The following is a 15,892-nucleotide window of genomic DNA, read 5'->3' as shown; positions in this document are numbered from 1 at the left end:
CTACAGCCCCCGATTAGAGTTCGCCTCATCTTGGCATGGTCACTCTGGCGACGCAGGCATCAAGCATCCGCAATGCTTTCTCACTACAAAGCAAGACATCAAACGCAACTGTAGTACTAGAGGTCGCAGTCCATCGAATCTAGAGCCATCCTCCTGAAAATCCCGCGCGACGCAATCCGATCACCAGGGGCTTGCATCGGCGCATGATTTTCCAGAGCAAACCGGTCCGGTATTTTTCGATCATAAGCAAAATCCTATTAGCCGAGTCCCCAAACTGGAATAGCCACTGCGACCCTCTGTCCGCGCCTCCATGTTGCGCATGTCAACATTTTCCCTTCGCGATGTTGACAATGCCCACTCTAACCTTTAAGTGGGCGTTGTCAACATAGGGCGATCACCCGCAGCATCAAAATGGAGACCCCCGCGACGAACGCTGGCTCTCTTTTGGTCGCAAAACCTACCGGAGCAAAAAATGCAGTCCTTTCGATTGCTGGGAATTGGTCTCGCCTGCGCAGTTCTGGCTGCCTGCGAAGACAAAGCTGAAGTGGCGCCGCCGCCGCAGCAGGTCCGCGTCGTTGCGGCGTCGGCGGCTCAGTATCAACCTGCTGCGGAGATCACCGGCGAGGTGAAGGCGCGGGTCCAGACCGAACTCTCCTTTCGCGTCAGCGGGCGGGTTCTCGAGAGAAAGGTCGACGTCGGATCGCATGTCCACGCCGGCGACGTTCTGGCGCGGCTCAACGACACGGAACAACGGGCGGACGTCAGCGTCGGCCGCGCCGCGCTGGAGTCGGCGCAGGCCGTCGTTGCGCAGAAAACACTCGCCTTCGACCGCGCGAAGTCGCTCCTGCAGTCGCAGGCTGTTCCGCGGGCGGTCTTTGACGATGCGCAGAAGGAGCTGCTGAGCGCGCAGGCTTCCCTCGAGGCCGCGGAGGCAGCCCTCGCGACGGCCGAGGACGCGCTGTCCTACACCGAGCTGAAGGCCGCCGCGGACGGCATCATCACATCGCGCGGAATTGAGGCGGGGCAGGTGGTATCAGCGGCGCAGTCCGCCTTCACGCTCGCCCACGACGGTCAAGAGATGCGGTGTTCGATGTCTTCGAGGCGTTCTTCCTGGATGGCCGGCCGTTGAAGGACGTCGAGGTCGAACCGGTGTCAGATCCCTCCCGTGACGTCCATGCCAACATACGCGAGGTTTCGCCCGTCATAGACGGGAAGGGTGGCACGATCCGGATCAAGGTGGAGCTCCAGGAAGCCGCTCTATGGCCGCTCGGGACGCCCGTGGTGGGTAAGCTGCGGGCCTCGCCGCGCGACGGAATTGTGCTGCCCTACACCGCGATCGCATCAGCCGAAGGTGAACCCGCCGTGTGGCTGGTCAACACCCAAAACCACTCGGTTTTGCTCCGCAAGATATCGGTCGAGCGATACCGCCAGAGCGATTTCGTCGTCACCGGCGGCGTCGCCCCGCATGACCTGATCGTCACCGAAGGCGGCAAATTCCTCAAGGAAGGCCAGGCAGTCGCCTGGGAAGGCAAGTGAGATGACCCTCGTGCGCATATGTAACTCTCTCCCGCTTCTTCTGTCAGTGTCGCTGCTTGCAGGCTGCGATCAGAACTCCGTCGCAGGGGAGCAGGCGACCCCCCGTCCTGTCAAAGTTGTCATGGCTGCGGCTGAACCGGACAAAGTGCCAAGCTTGCCCGGCGTGGTGCGAGCCCGCATCGAGACCGATCTGGCGTTCCGGACTCTCGGGCGGATGGTGTCTCGCAAGGTCGATGTTGGCGACCTGGTCCACAAGGGCGATGTCCTTGCGGAGATCGATCCTCTCAGTCTGCAGCTCGCGGTCAAGAGCGCGGAAGCCGATCTGCGCAACGCCCAGGCGCAGTTGGAGAACGCCGCGACGACCGAGACGCGCAAGCGAAGGCTCGTCCAGAGCAATGCAGCCAGCATTGCCGATCACGATCTTGCCGAACAGCAGCTCAAGTCGGCTACCGCCAATGCTGCGAGAGCAACGGCGAGCCTTGCCAAGGCGAATGAGCAACTTGGCTACGCCGAGCTGCTGGCCGAGTTCGATGGCGTCGTCACCGCCACGTTCGTAGAAATGGGTCAGACCGTCTCTGCCGGCCAGCCGGTCTTGAAGCTGGCGCGCCTCGAGCAGCGCGACGTGGTCGTCGACGTTCCGGAGGCGCAGTTCAGCAATATTCGCCTGGACGACCGCTTCAGCGTCGCCCTCCAGCTCGACAGCAGGATCCAGGCCATCGGTGTCGTCCGCGAGATCGCCCCTCAGGCCGATCCGAATACCCGCACCTATCGGCTGAAGATCGCAATCGATCAAGGGCCCGACATCTTCCGCCTTGGCGCCGTGGTCACCGCGACGCCGCTTGGCGAAGAAAGGAAGCAGGCGATAGCGCTGCCGCTCTCCGCCATCCGCCATGAAGGCGGCGCCAACCAGGTTTGGGTGGTGGATCGCTCCACGGCCCAGGTCACCCTGAGGGCGGTTGAACTCGATGGCCCGGCGTCCGCCCCCCGCTCCGTCCTGGTTCAATCGGGCCTGCGGGAAGGGGAAGAGATCGTCATCGCCGGCGTCGATGAACTTGTCGATGGACAGAAAGTGAAACTCGGACAGGAGCCACGCCCGTGAATAAATTCAACCTTTCGGACTGGGCGCTCGAGCATCGCTCTCTCGTCTGGTATTTCATGATCATGTTCGCGGTGGCGGGCGCCTTTGCCTATCTTGGACTCGGCCGCGAAGAAGATCCATCCTTCACGATCAAGACGATGGTGATCCAGGCCCAGTGGCCCGGCGCTTCTGCCGAGGAGGTGACACAGCAAGTTACCGACCGCATCGAAAAGAAGCTGCAGGAACTCGACAACCTCGAACACACGCGCAGCATCACGACCGCCGGTCAGACGATCGTCTTCGTCGACCTGCTGCCGGATACGAACGCGCGGGACGTGAAGCCTACCTGGTCGCGCGTCCGCAACCTGGTCGACGACATCAGACACGAATTCCCTCAGGGCGTGGTCGGTCCCCTCTTCGACGACCAGTTCGGCGACGTCTATGGCAATATCTTTGCTTTTACCGGCGACAGCGGACTTAGCCAGAGGGAACTGCGTGATTTCGCGGAGAATGCTCGGACGCAGATCCTCAAGATTCCCGACGTTGGCAAGGTCGACATCGTCGGTGCGCAGGATGAGGTGATCTATCTCGAATTCTCCACCCGCAAGATCGCCGCCCTCGGCATCGACCGCTCCGCGATCATTGCCACGCTGCAGGCGCAAAACGCCGTCACCCAGTCCGGCTTTGTCGAAACCGGGCCCGAGCGCGCCGCTCTGCGGGTCGGCGGGCGCTTCATCTCCGAAGACACCTTGCGTGGGATCAATCTTCGGGTAAACGACCGCTTCTTCCCGCTGACGGACGTCGCCACGATCACCCGCGGCTACGTCGATCCGCCGACGTCGCTCTTCCGCTTCAACGGAAAGCCAGCCATCGGGCTCGCGATCGGCATGAAGACGGGCGGCAACCTGCTCGCCTTCGGCGAAACGCTTGAAGAGACGATGGGTAACGTCATCCAGGAGCTTCCGGTCGGCGTCTCCGTCGAAAAGGTCTCCGACCAGCCGAAGGTGGTCGAGGAGGCGGTTGGGGGCTTCACAAAGGCGCTGTTCGAGGCGGTCGCGATCGTGCTCGCGATCAGCTTCATCAGCCTCGGGATGAGGGCCGGCCTGGTTGTAGCAATCGCGATCCCGTTGGTGCTCGCCATCACCTTCCTGGTGATGCTCTACACGGGCATCTCGCTGCAGCGCATCTCGCTCGGAGCGCTGATCATCGCGCTTGGCCTCCTCGTCGACGACGCCATGATCGCCGTCGAGATGATGGTAGCGCGGCTGGAAGCAGGTGACAGTCTCACGAAAGCCGCCACCTACGTCTATACTTCGACCGCCTTCCCGATGCTGACGGGCACGCTCGTCACGGTCGCGGGTTTCATCCCCGTCGCTTTCAACAAGAGCAGCGCGGGCGAGTTCACCTTCACCCTTTTCGTCGTCATTGCGGTTTCGCTGGTCGTTTCGTGGGTGGTCGCCGTCGTGTTCACGCCGCTGATCGGCGTGACCATTCTACCGAAGACCATGAAGAAGCACGCCGAGCACAAGGGCCGCTTTGCCAAGGTTTTTTCCAGCCTTCTGCAGTTCTGCCTGCGCTGGCGTCGGATGACGATCGTCGCAACAGTCCTACTCTTTGCTGGATCGATCGTCGGCCTGTCGCTGGTGCAGCAGCAGTTCTTCCCGAGCTCCGACCGTCCCGAACTGATCGTCGACTGGAACTTGCCGCAGAACAGTTCGATCGCCGAAACGAGCCGCCAGATGGGCCAGTTCGAGCATGAAATGCTGGCCGGCAACCCTGGTGTTGAACATTGGTCGACATACGTTGGCAGGGGTGCGCCGCGTTTCCTCCTTTCCTTCGACGTGCAGCCGGCAGACGTGTCCATCGGCCAGACGATCATTGTCACCAAGGGGCTCGACGTCAGGGACAAGCTGAAGCAGCAGATGGAAACCTACCTTCAGAAGACTTTTCCGGGAACAGACGCCTACGTGAAGCTACTGGACATCGGCCCGCCGGTTGGCAAGCCGATCCAGTACCGTGTGTCCGGTGAAAATCTGCAGACAGTGCGCGACCTGGCACAGAATCTGGGCTCGATCGTCGGCACCCATCCCTCCCTTACGAACCTTGCCTTCAATTGGAACGAGCCGGCCCGAGTCGTGAAGATAGACGTGCTGCAGGACAAGGCCAGACAGCTCGGCGTCTCGTCGCAGGACATCGCAATGGCGCTCAACACCGTCGTCCAGGGAAATGCCGTAACGCAAGTCCGGGATGACATCTATCTGGTCGATGTCATCGGCCGTGCCGCGGAAAAGGAGCGCGGCTCGATCGACACCCTGCTTGATCTGCAACTGCAAAGCAGCAGTGGTCAATCCGTCCCGCTGTCATCGGTCGCGACCTTCCACTATGAGCTCGAACAGCCGACGATCTGGCGGCGCGACAGAGTTCCGACCATCACGATCAAGGCCGGGATCAGCGATGCGACGCAGCCGGCGACTGTTGTGAAGGCGCTCTACGACAAGGTTGCGGCCTTCGAAAAGACGCTGCCGGCCGGGTACTCCGTCAAGGTCGGCGGCGCGGTCGAGGAAAGCGCCAAGTCGCAGGGTCCGATCGCGAAGGTGGCGCCGGCCATGTTCGTCATCATGGCGACGCTGCTGATGATCCAGCTTCAGAGCTTCCACAGGCTGTTTCTGGTCTTTTCCGTGGCGCCTCTGGCGCTCATCGGCGTCGTCGTGGCGCTGCTTGTCAGCAACTCCCCTCTTGGGTTCGTCGCACTCCTGGGCGTCCTCGCGCTGGTCGGGATCCTCATCCGCAACTCCGTGATCCTGATCGTCCAGATCGAGGAGCTGCGGGCAGAGGGGATGTCGGCATGGAAGGCGGTGGTGGAGGCGACCGAACACCGCATGCGGCCGATCATGCTCACCGCCGCAGCCGCGACACTGGCCCTGATCCCGATCTCGCACGAGATTTTCTGGGGTCCCATGGCCTACGCCATGATGGGTGGGATCGTCGTCGGCACGGCGCTGACACTTCTCTTCCTGCCGGCGCTCTACGTCGCCTGGTTCCGGATCCCTCGCGAAGTCGAGCAGCACTGAGATGACAAGATCGCTCCCGCACCCTGGGCGCGTTGCCCAGGGATATCGCCTCGTTGCGACGATCGCGACCGTTCGTTGCGCGTGCAAGACCGCCCCAATCCTTTTGGCCCTGTCTCTTATCACATCGGGTTGCGCCAACCGGGCGCAGGACGTCCTTCAACCTCTCGCCGTCGCGCCGACCGGCACAAGCCGGGTCACCATGCTGGTCGCCACGACGCGCAAGCCCTCGGACGATCCCGGCAAGCTTTATTCAGGTGACCGCGGGACGGCGATCTCGCTCAACAGCGTCGACGTGTCCATCCCGCCCGACAGGAACCGCAAGATCGGAGAGGTGCAGTGGCCGTCCCGCATGCCGCCCAACCCGCAAAAGGAGTTCGCGGTCACTGAGGTCGCCAAGGTGGAATCCGAAGGCAAGGCCCTGGACTGGTACCGACGGAACCGAAACAAGAGACATCAGGTCATCATCTTCGTGCATGGATTCAACAACACCTATGCCGACGCGGTCTTTCGCTTCGCGCAGATCGTCCATGACTCAGGAACCGATGCCGCACCCATCCTCTTCACCTGGCCGTCAAGGGGGCGTGTCTTTGACTACCTCTACGACAAGGAGAGTGCCAACTACTCGCGCCGGGCTCTCGAGGATCTGATCCTCCAGGCGGTGAAAAGTCCCGACGTCTCCGATGTGACGATCCTCGCCCATTCCATGGGCGGCTGGCTCGCGGCCGAAGCCCTGCGCGGCGTCGCCATGCGCGAAAAGTCGATCCCGGCGAAGGTCAAGAACGTCGTTCTCGCATCGCCGGACATCGATATCGACGTGTTCCGCCGCCAATTCACCGAGATGGGACAGAAGCGACCGCACTTTGCGATTCTGACATCGACACGCGACAAGGCGCTGGAGGTCTCGAGCTGGCTGTCGGGGGGCGTTAACCGCGTTGGCGGGTCCGATCTCAGACCCTACGCGCCTATGCTCGAAGAGCTCGGCGTTTCTGTCATCGACACGAGCGCCATCGCAACGAACGATCCGCTCGGCCACAATGCCTTCGCCGACAGTCCTGAGATCGTGCGCCTGCTCGGGCGGCGGCTAGCCGGTCAAAGCCTGGAGGGCGGAAAGGCGAGCGTTGCTGATCAGATCGGAATGAGTGCGGCCAATCTCGCCGGCTCGGCAGCGCGTGTTGCCGTCGCGGCACCAGTCGCGGTCATCAGTCCCGAGGCACGAGAAATCCTGAAGCGGGAGCTTTCCTCGGACGGGGGGAAGATCAAGGACGGACAGATCTCGTACTGAACCGCAGCCGCTTCAACCAGACGATGGTCTGAGGAAGCGTCCAGCATGCTCGTTCCGCGCTTGGCCCGTACGAACGGAAAGTCGAAACGACCGCCGCAAGATAGGATTGACAAATGGAAGTTGGCACGAGTGCAACAAACCAACCGCGAGCTGATTACATGTTCCGGATCGTCGAAGCCAGCACTGCGGCGTGCCGGCGGTACGGGCCGTCGAAAACAAACGTCGCCGATATTGCCCGACTGCTCGGGAAGTCGCCGGCAAGCGTGTACAAAATCTTCCCCTCCAAGGCTGCGGTATGGGATGCCATTGCAGGGAATTTCTTCGGAAGCGATCTCTGCTTTACCCCATCTGCCGGGGGCGAAGGGGTCAGTGCGGCTGGCCGTCTGAAGGAAACCGCGCTCGGACAACACCGCTTGATGCTGCAGGCGCGTCACGGCGACTGCCAAATGTTCAACCTCGTTGTTCTCGCCGCAGAAGGCGGTTGGCCGTCGTTCAGAGACTATCTGAAGCGACTTCGGACCAATGTGGGGGAGCTCATTCGCACTGGCATCGCGACTGAAGAGTTCGTTCCGAGGAATGTCGACGCAGCCGCTTCCTGCTTTTGCGCCTCACTTGTCTCCTTATGGGACCCCAGAATTATTGGAGCGTCTTCGAGCCACTGTGAGCTATCGGCTCATGAACTCGCTTCCTCCTCGGTGTCCCCGTCTCCGCCAGGTTCACGCAGGCGGGGACGGGGACACCGAGGAGAGTATAGCGGCGGGGTCGCGCCTGAGCCGGGCCTGAGCGGTGCGTCCAGCTCGTTGGCCATGGCCCACTCGCGAGCGGCATAACGACGGCTGTTAAGCGCGTTGCTGCCGCCACGATCCCAATGATCAGGCAAGCTCTGGTAGGATCGAGTGATGGGAATATCGAGAAGCGACGAGGACGATATCGTCATCGCGCATCATATGGCGGTTTGGACGGCTACGGAACTCCTCCGGACCACCTTCATACGGATGCCAACTCCGCTGTCGACAAATTCCCTGAAGGCGGCGGAAGGGAAGCTTAGGTGTTGCCTCCAGAGAGCCCTAGGCTTCCCTCCCTCTGGCATTCGAGATTTCGTCCCATACAGGATGCTCGGTCCCCGCTGCGCCCTGTTAAGTCGCACCGTTCGGTTGCCATGAGCGACATATTAGCCACCCGAGAAATGTTTGGAACTAATAATCTCAGCACCCATCAAAAAAGAAAGGGGAGCCTCTGCGGCACTTGCGCCTTGGGGTGGAGGTGCTCAAGCTCCTGAAGTGCGGCGTCGCCACTTGAGCGGGCGGTTCCTGCGGAGCGGGACGTGTCGCGGTGTCAGGTGTTTGCTGGAATACGGGCAACAACCTTTATCTCGAAGTCGAACCCGGCTAGCCAGTTTACCCCGAGTGCAGTCCAATTGGGATAGGGTGGTCTGCTGAAAACCTGTTGCTTGACAGCCATAATGGTTCCGAACTGGTTTTCAGGATCAGTGTGGAAGGTGGTCACGTCCACAATATCGTCCATCGTGCAGCCGGCTGCGCTCAGTGTCGACATGAGGTTGTCGAATGCCAGGCGAACCTGGCGTTCGAAATCGGGTTCGGGCGTTCCATCGGCACGGCTGCCGACCTGCCCGGACACGAACAGCAGATCACCGGATCGGATCGCTGCGGAATAACCATGCTCCTCATAAAGTGCGTGCCTGTCTGCAGGAAAGATTGCTTCGCGCTGGGTCATTCGGGGTTCCTTCTTAGAATAGAGGACCGATGGGCGCGGTGTGATGCTTCACAAGCCTGCGCCGCATTTGGTATACGGTATGTATGTGAAATATCCGCATACGGGCCGTATGTCAAATTAATATACGCCTCGTATGTGAAATAGGAGATGGAATGGCGAAACGACGCAGCGAAACTAAGGAAGAAAACCGAGGCAAGTTGATCGCGGCGGCAAGAAAGGCCTTTGCCGAAAAGGGATATTCCGCGGCGTCCATGGACGAGTTGACCGCCGAAGCCGGTCTGACGCGCGGTGCGCTTTACCATAACTTCGGTGACAAGCGGGGGCTCCTGGCCGCGGTTGTCGAGCAAATCGACACGGAAATGGCCGCGCGCGCACAGCAGATCGGCGCTCGTAGGGGCAACGACTGGTTAGGATTGTTGGCCGAGGGCGCCGCCTATATTGAGATGGCGCTTGATCCCGAAGTCCAACGCATTGTTCTGCTTGATGGACCTGCGGTGTTGGGTGATCCTTCGAAATGGCCCAGCCAGAACAGCTGCCTGCAAGTCACCAAGAGAGCGGTGGACGGCCTGATTGCACAGGGCATCGTCAAGCCGCTGGACGCGGAGGCCGTTGCTCGGCTTCTCAGTGGGGCGGCACTCAATGCCGCTCTGTGGGTCGCCGCAAGCGAAAACGCGCACGATGTGCTGCCGAAGGCCGTGGAGGCTTTCCGCTCCCTTGCAACGGGGCTGCTTGCGGAGCCTTTGTGAACTGCCGATAGCTGAAATCGAGCTGTCAGGTCGCGACGTTGGCACCGCGGAACACCCATGTCTGTTGCCGACGCACAGCCCAAGACCATTTCGCCACCCGTCAGTAGTGGCCAGCGCAATAACCTCGTTTGGTGCAGCCGACATTGATTGGTGAGATCGAGTATCGTGCTTGGACGCACGATGCGAAGCTGCGCGAAGCTTCCGACGACGGCTGCGTTAGGCTGCTGCTTTTTGAGATCAGTTGGCACCTCGGACTTTGGTCCGACTAGCCATCCTCGGTGGAGAGCGTAATCTTTAGAAGTGAGGGGACCAAAGGAAGGCTTCCGACCACGCGGGCTGCGTTGCAAGCCAAGACCCGCCGGAAGCTTCCCCGGCAGGAGACCTTCAAGCGTGCCCTCGGACCGCGCTTGGGGTCTCCAGCTCGGACGTGGGGAGGCGACGTTATGATGCCTTGCGAGACAACCCGCCTGAGGTATCAGGTTGAGAAAAGTCTGGTCTACGACGGGAAATGGTCCGTCATAGATACCTTCACAGGTTGTGCTGAAATTGTCGAAGGCGTGCCCTTGGACTGTTTGACGGCTGTTGAGGCCAAAGACTTGGTTAACCTCATGAACGGCCGAGAGTTGAGGGCCAAGGGTGTCAAGTTAAACCCGTGAAAGGCAGACGCCGGATAGATGAGAGGGCTCGCAAGAGCCACGATCGTGCAGTCTTGCAGGTAAGCCGTTGCAATCTCTGCAAAAGTCATGCGAGTGGAATGGGCCGCTTCAGCGTCGCCGCTGGACGTCGGGCCATTAGTTTCCGTTCGGAACGTCGGCCTTTACGCTAAATTTGGTGCGGTCGTTCTGCAGGATGTCGTATGGAGCTTGGCATAGCTGCTGGACGTAGTTGGCCAACGCCCGGTCCCTTGCGAGGTGAAGCTGAAACTCCTTCTCGTCGACTCTCCCCAATCGATATGCCTCAATCAATGTCTGCTGTTCCTCATTGAGGGGAGGGGCGTCGACATTTTTGGGCAAAACGATACCTAGCTCATTCAGCGGCCTTTTGTGTCCGTTAGGTCGAGTTTTGTGCGTCGACATTCAATCCTCCTCTCAAGGCAAAACGAACCAGAAGCTCTGGTGTTCCGGGCGTCGTGCGGTTTCCCGCAGGCCGAGGCAGGAGTCTGTCCGAGAGGATCAAGCATCTATTTGCGGAATCGCCCAGTCCTTCCGGCGATGGGGCGGCACCTTCTGGCATTATGTCCTGGAGCCACGGCATCGTGGTATTCCGCGACTGGGCACGCACCTTTTCTGGAGAACCCTATTAGGTTCAACAACGAGCTCTACCATTTTGCGCGTGACGCCCATTCCGGTGTGGCCGCACCCGCAAGGGCAGACTCGGCTCGACCCGAAGGGGTAGGCAGCAAGGTCCGCTGTTCAGCAGCGAAGTCGACGGTTGAAGGTCACCCTTGGGCCATGACACGACCCAAGGGGAGTCTCAAATGCGCCAGAAGCCGAAGCTGGTGGCAGCCACAGAATAGCGGGCTTCTTGAGGTTGCTCCCCTTTATGATTGAACGTGCGAAGTTACCTCGCTGCCAGCCTGCCTCGGATGCGCGCTCGCGGCCTCGGCGCCGTCGTAGAATGCGCCCGCCGCCATCTCGAGTCCGCGCCGATCGCGAACTTCGATCTCCAACCGACGGGACCGGATTAGACCATCTCCTTCCAGCGCGTGAAGCGCAACGGTCACTCCAGGTCGCCGGCTGCCCAAAGCTTCCGCCAGAACCCGGTGGGAAATCCTGAAGACGTCGCCAACGCGGTCTTGGCACATCAGGATCCAGCGAGCCAGTCTCTGCTCGATGGAACCATGACCGTTAGCGACGGCAGTAGACGCAATCACGGCCTGCATCGTCGCGGCGATTGCAAGCAGGGACTTCTGAAGAGCCTGGCTGCTCTCGGCAAGCTCCCGGAACGGTCCCATTTCGATCTGGTGGCCGCTTCCCGGCGTCAGTGCGACGACGTCGAAACGCGGTCTTGTGTCCAGCACGACCGCGGCCGCATCGAGCATGCCCTCCTTGCCGACGGCGCCAACCGCCAGGCTCTTGACGCCCGCGCGAGCAAAAAGAGCGAGAACGCCGTTGTCCGGTAGGAACACTACGTCGGTTGTTTGCCCTGCACGGAATATGACGTCCCCGTCACTCCACTTCCAAGAAATCAGGTTCGGAGAGAGCATGTTTAGCTCGCGTTCCGGAAGAGAGCGCAGGACACGGTTTTGAAAGCCTTCATGCATCACGGACGTCTCGAGTTCTCGCAAATGGAGATAAATGGTAACGCTTCTTTAACCGGAAGGTTTCGCCTCCCAGAGAACAGCCAACCGATCCGGAGGTTCGTTCAATGCTAGGGGGTTCGGGATGCGTTTCTTCTTCCGATATGTGAGCGCTGGAGGCGGGGTCATGCGACGACCGCGAGGGAAGCGAAATGGTGAGCGTGGATTCAGCGACCCGGGCATTTAGTCGCCGACGCGGCGCGGGAAGGAGGAGGCTTGTATGAGGTTGGCTCTGATCAGTACATCAGTTGCGGTCATCCTGCTAGCCGTCGCCGCGGCCTACATTCTGCCGAGCATCCAGGCCTCCGAGAAGCCGCAACCCCACCCTTTCGCTTTAGAAAAGTGAAAGGAATCTGCACTGTCGCCGGCGAGCATCGGGCCAGCGGCCACAGCTCGACCGCGCCGTTGTCCGAGATCCTCGCTCTACAGTGCGAAGTGATCGGACGATATGAAGCCGTGAAAACCGTTGAACTGGCTCGACCGGCGCACAGGAGGGGCGAAGCACTTGCCTGCGTGGAACCTTAAAGCGTTTTTTGTGTTTTGCGCGCATGAACCAAGCCCTCGACAAACGCCTCATCGACGCAGCGGGAAAGGAAGTGAAACTCTGCGCCAGCCTCGTGTACGTGCCGTGTCTGGAGCGCGGCATCACCCGCAAGCAAGGCAAGCGAGGCTTCCTCTACTACATGCCGGATGGACGTCGGATCACCGACAAGAACGAAATCGCACGTCTAAGCGCCCTTGCGATCCCGCCTGCCTATCGCGACGTGGTGATTTCTACCAATCCTCTGTCGCATCTGCAGGCAGTCGGTATCGATGCGCGTGATCGCAAACAATACCGCTATCATACCGACTGGCATGCCGAACGCGGACGCGCCAAGTTTGAGCGTCTCGCCGACTTCGGCTCGCAGCTACCCGCTATTCGCGAGCGGGTCGACACCGATCTGCGATCGCGGGGGCTGACAATGGACAAAGCGCTGGCGACCATCGTCTGGATGCTAGACAACTTGTACATCCGCATCGGCAACTCCAACTACGCCGATACCAACGGTTCCTACGGCCTGACGACCCTCCGCAATCGCCACGTCAAGATCGACGGCCCCAGCGTAAGGTTTCGGTTCAGGGGCAAATCCGGAAAAGAATGGAATCTCGTGCATTCCGACAGGCGTATCGCCAACGTCGTGCGTAAGCTTCAGGAACTGCCAGGCCAGCAGCTCTTCAAATACATTTGCGACGACGGCGGTTGTCGGCAGATTTCCTCGCAAGACGTGAACGCCTACATTCGCGAAGTTGCAGGTGACGATTTCAGCTCATGCCAATTTCGTACATGGGGTGCCACCTGCATGGCAGCATCGGCGCTCGCGCTGCTCGACGTTGCAACGTCAGAACGTGCCATCGCTCGCCAGCTGAACGAAGTAATCGATACTGTCGCGGCCAAGCTTGTAAACACGAGATCCGTCTGCAGATCCTCCTACATTCATCCGGCGGTTTTCGATGACTATCGGGCCGGCCGTCTCGGCGATATTCTCAAAATGAGAAAGACCACGAGCGAGCGTCTGTTAAACTGGATGGACGACGAGGAGATCAGGACACTGCGCTGGCTCAAATCCCGTCCTGTCGGGGGTGCCTGATGCACGTGGAAAATTGGATCCACCTCTGCGTCGACATGCAGCGGATGTTCGCGGATCACACGCCGTGGCATGTACCTTGGATGGCTGAAGTGTCGCCTCAGATCATCGAGCTGTCATCTCGCTTTCCCGAACGCACAATTTTTACGAGGTTCGTCCCGCCCGCGTCGGCAGATGCGATGCCGGGCATGTGGAAGACCTATTACGAGAAGTGGGACGTGATGACGAGCAAGCATCTGCCCTCGGAACTTGTTGATATCGTGCCTTCTCTGCGAAAGCTAATTCCACCCGCACGCGTTTTCGACAAGCGTACCTATTCACCATGGATCGATGGGCGCCTTAAGGCGGCGCTTTCTGGAGACAACGTCGGTTCTGTTGTCATCTCCGGAGGAGAGACCGATGTTTGCGTTCTCGCCGCCGCGCTCGGAGCCGTCGATTTAGGCTATCGGGTCATCCTGCTGAAAGATGCCGTCTGCAGCAGTGCCGACCAGACGCATGACGCCTCCTTGGAACTGCTCGGAGATCGCTTTTCGGTGCAGGTCCAGATTATGGAGACGGAGAGATGGCTGAGCGAAGCAGGTCAATCGGAATACGGTTCCCGACGTCGTTGATGGTACGAGAAAAGCCAGCTTTCGGCGGCGAGCTTTTAATAGCTGTTCTTGGCTTTGCTGACCGGCCTTTTCGTGCTGCTCGTGAGAGCCATCCCGGCTTTCTCAGTTGCCCTGACTGCTGGCTGTGTCGTTATTGCAAGGAGACGCTTGACCCGTATCGGAATGTGGCTTGCTTTCAGGCCCTGACACGCAGCGAAGCTCTTCTTCAGTTGCCGAAAGCGACCTCCAAGCTCGAAAGACAGGACCCATTCGAGCTGATTGCGCGACACCACACCAGGTGCCTCGCCAAGAAAGCCGTCGCTTCGAGGCTGCGCGCTTCATTGGTGCGAAAACCACGGCAAACTTTTCGGGCCGATCAGAGTTCTACCTTCTTAACCAAGGAGGATGACATGTCGCCGAAACACACTGCCCAGAAACAGCGAGAGATCCAGAAGGAAGTCGAACAGGCCGACAAGAAGGGAAAATCAAAGCCGTCCGGCGCCATGCAAGCCGGAGCCCGGCGCTATCCGGAACCCCCATTTCCGAAGGTCCATCAAGACAAACCAGGCTCGGAAGCCGATCTTCCACTGGCTCCGATGTACGACGCGCCCTTCTACAAGGGATCGGAAAAGCTGAAGGACAAAGTCGCGCTGATCACCGGCGGCGATTCCGGCATCGGACGATCGGTGGCGGTGCTGTTCGCCCGCGAAGGCGCCGACATTGTCATCGTCCACCTCGAGGAAACCAAAGATGCCGAAGAAACCAAGGCGGCGGTCGAGAAGGAGGGCCGGAAGTGCTTTGTCATTCGCGGTGACGTCAAGAATGCCAGCTTTTGCAGGACGGCCGTAGAGAAGACCGTCCTGCAACTCGGACATCTCGACATCCTTGTCAACAACGCTGCCTTCCAGGTTCATACGCAGAACATCGAAGACCTCAGCGATGAACATTTCGACGAGACGCTGAAGACGAATCTGTATGGCTATTTCTACATGGCGAAAGCGGCGATCCCGCATCTCAAGAATGGCGCGGCGATCATCAACACGGGATCGGTCACCGGTCTCGAGGGATCGAAGCAGTTGCTCGACTACTCAATGACAAAAGGTGGCATACACGCCTTTACACGAGCGCTTGCCGGCCAGCTCGTGCCTAGGGGCATCCGCGTGAACGCCGTCGCGCCAGGCCCGGTCTGGACCCCGCTCAATCCTTCGGACAAGGAAGCGGAGGATGTGGAAACATTCGGATCTCAGACGCCGATGAAGCGAGCCGCACAGCCTGAAGAAATCGCCCCAGCATACGTCTTCCTCGCATCGCCGCAAATGTCGAGCTACATCACCGGCGAGATCCTGCCAATCGTCGGCGGATATTGAGGCCACCGCGCCCAGAACTTTCGAAGCACCTTGGTGTATGTGTCCCGCCGCTCAGGGATTTCGGATTTTCCACCTTGGGTCGAAGCTGAGCGGCGCCCTGATCTTTTCAGTGCTGCACTGCTATCGCTGGTTGCTGCAGCACTACGAGCTTTTCTCGCATGCGGAACCGGGTCGGTTTGTTCACTATCGTACAACGCGCGCCCGTCGTGAACCGTTTGAATCGCTGTGCGTTATTGATCGTAGGAAATTGGATCGCTCTCGGCGAGATGGGGCAGACCGTCTTCCGAGCGAGCCGTTGAACGTATCGATAGACCTTGCTCGACGAGAGCCGACCCCTGATCGCGCGAAATCAGGCTGTTTCTCGACGAGATCGACAAGGCATAGCAACATGAGGTCGGGGAAAGATCGATGGGATGGAAACATAACAAGCCAACCGGCGAGCAACGCCGGGCGGCTTTCGAGGAAACTGAGCGCATCGCCAGGGAGGCGGTGGAACAGGAGCGTCGAAAGCGACAGCAGAAGACTGAACGCCTCCGCCAGGCTCGTTTGCAAGCAATGGCGCCG

Annotated in this window: 11 protein-coding genes and 1 pseudogene; 9 read left to right on the top strand and 3 right to left on the bottom strand. The window is 59.9% G+C overall.

The window, feature by feature from the left end; all coding sequences use genetic code 11:
* Positions 1–472: 472 nt before the first annotated feature.
* From BSG20_RS38680 to BSG20_RS27765, 5 genes and pseudogenes are all read left to right on the top strand, one after another.
* Positions 473–1,536: pseudogene (locus BSG20_RS38680) on the top strand (efflux RND transporter periplasmic adaptor subunit).
* Position 1,537: 1 nt separating this feature from the next.
* On the top strand, positions 1,538–2,635 hold the full coding sequence (locus BSG20_RS27780; protein WP_072380443.1) for an efflux RND transporter periplasmic adaptor subunit: 1,098 nt from the start codon (positions 1,538–1,540) through the stop codon (positions 2,633–2,635).
* Complete coding sequence (locus tag BSG20_RS27775; protein ID WP_072380445.1) at positions 2,632–5,685, top strand: efflux RND transporter permease subunit; 3,054 nt, start codon at positions 2,632–2,634, stop codon at positions 5,683–5,685. Before BSG20_RS27780 ends, BSG20_RS27775 begins: the two co-directional genes overlap by 4 nt.
* A 1-nt stretch (position 5,686) precedes the next feature.
* Complete coding sequence (locus tag BSG20_RS27770; protein WP_072380447.1) at positions 5,687–6,967, top strand: alpha/beta hydrolase; 1,281 nt, start codon at positions 5,687–5,689, stop codon at positions 6,965–6,967.
* Between the two features lie 113 nt (positions 6,968–7,080).
* The gene (locus BSG20_RS27765) at positions 7,081–7,797 is read left to right on the top strand and encodes a TetR/AcrR family transcriptional regulator (RefSeq protein ID WP_083540008.1); all 717 of its coding nucleotides are present in this window, start codon (positions 7,081–7,083) and stop codon (positions 7,795–7,797) included.
* A gap of 505 nt (positions 7,798–8,302) precedes the next feature.
* On the opposite strand, the gene BSG20_RS27760 is transcribed toward BSG20_RS27765, so the two are convergent.
* Positions 8,303–8,701: a RidA family protein gene (locus BSG20_RS27760; RefSeq protein WP_072380449.1), complete on the bottom strand. Its 399-nt coding sequence runs from the start codon at positions 8,699–8,701 to the stop codon at positions 8,303–8,305.
* Positions 8,702–8,853: 152 nt separating this feature from the next.
* Here BSG20_RS27760 and BSG20_RS27755 point away from each other — a divergent pair, with 152 nt between their 5' ends.
* Positions 8,854–9,447, top strand: coding sequence for a TetR/AcrR family transcriptional regulator (locus tag BSG20_RS27755; protein ID WP_072380451.1), 594 nt, complete (start codon positions 8,854–8,856; stop codon positions 9,445–9,447).
* Between the two features lie 791 nt (positions 9,448–10,238).
* Here the strand turns inward: BSG20_RS27755 and BSG20_RS27745 are convergent.
* On the bottom strand, positions 10,239–10,523 hold the full coding sequence (locus tag BSG20_RS27745) for a hypothetical protein (RefSeq protein WP_072380454.1): 285 nt from the start codon (positions 10,521–10,523) through the stop codon (positions 10,239–10,241).
* A 464-nt stretch (positions 10,524–10,987) separates the two neighbouring features.
* Positions 10,988–11,653, bottom strand: a complete 666-nt coding sequence (locus BSG20_RS27735) for a Crp/Fnr family transcriptional regulator (RefSeq protein WP_167371609.1) — start codon at positions 11,651–11,653, stop codon at positions 10,988–10,990.
* A gap of 641 nt (positions 11,654–12,294) precedes the next feature.
* Between BSG20_RS27735 and BSG20_RS27730 the strand changes: the two genes are divergently transcribed.
* From BSG20_RS27730 to BSG20_RS27715, 3 genes are all read left to right on the top strand, one after another.
* Positions 12,295–13,374: a DNA topoisomerase IB gene (locus BSG20_RS27730; RefSeq protein WP_072380459.1), complete on the top strand. Its 1,080-nt coding sequence runs from the start codon at positions 12,295–12,297 to the stop codon at positions 13,372–13,374.
* A complete protein-coding gene (locus BSG20_RS27725; protein WP_072380461.1) occupies positions 13,374–13,982 on the top strand; it encodes a cysteine hydrolase family protein in 609 nt (202 codons plus the stop codon). The genes BSG20_RS27730 and BSG20_RS27725 overlap by 1 nt, the downstream gene beginning before the upstream one ends.
* A 389-nt stretch (positions 13,983–14,371) precedes the next feature.
* Positions 14,372–15,328: an SDR family oxidoreductase gene (locus tag BSG20_RS27715; RefSeq protein ID WP_072380465.1), complete on the top strand. Its 957-nt coding sequence runs from the start codon at positions 14,372–14,374 to the stop codon at positions 15,326–15,328.
* Positions 15,329–15,892: the final 564 nt, after the last annotated feature.

The organism is Rhizobium tibeticum, assembly GCF_900110205.1.
Classification (GTDB): domain Bacteria; phylum Pseudomonadota; class Alphaproteobacteria; order Rhizobiales; family Rhizobiaceae; genus Rhizobium; species Rhizobium tibeticum.
The sequence above is the reverse complement of the archived record's forward strand: the minus strand, read 5'-3'. Positions and strand labels throughout refer to the sequence as shown.

Bases quoted from the DNA above. Each gene is read 5' to 3' on its own strand.
- BSG20_RS27780 (WP_072380443.1), top strand. From the start codon at position 1,538: ATGACCCTCGTGCGCATATGTAACTCTCTCCCGCTTCTTCTGTCAGTG.
- BSG20_RS27770 (WP_072380447.1), top strand. From the start codon at position 5,687: ATGACAAGATCGCTCCCGCACCCTGGGCGCGTTGCCCAGGGATATCGC.
- BSG20_RS27765 (WP_083540008.1), top strand. From the start codon at position 7,081: ATGGAAGTTGGCACGAGTGCAACAAACCAACCGCGAGCTGATTACATG.
- BSG20_RS27760 (WP_072380449.1), bottom strand. From the start codon at position 8,701: ATGACCCAGCGCGAAGCAATCTTTCCTGCAGACAGGCACGCACTTTAT.
- BSG20_RS27755 (WP_072380451.1), top strand. From the start codon at position 8,854: ATGGCGAAACGACGCAGCGAAACTAAGGAAGAAAACCGAGGCAAGTTG.
- BSG20_RS27745 (WP_072380454.1), bottom strand. From the start codon at position 10,523: ATGTCGACGCACAAAACTCGACCTAACGGACACAAAAGGCCGCTGAAT.
- BSG20_RS27735 (WP_167371609.1), bottom strand. From the start codon at position 11,653: ATGCTCTCTCCGAACCTGATTTCTTGGAAGTGGAGTGACGGGGACGTC.
- BSG20_RS27730 (WP_072380459.1), top strand. From the start codon at position 12,295: ATGAACCAAGCCCTCGACAAACGCCTCATCGACGCAGCGGGAAAGGAA.
- BSG20_RS27725 (WP_072380461.1), top strand. From the start codon at position 13,374: ATGCACGTGGAAAATTGGATCCACCTCTGCGTCGACATGCAGCGGATG.
- BSG20_RS27715 (WP_072380465.1), top strand. From the start codon at position 14,372: ATGTCGCCGAAACACACTGCCCAGAAACAGCGAGAGATCCAGAAGGAA.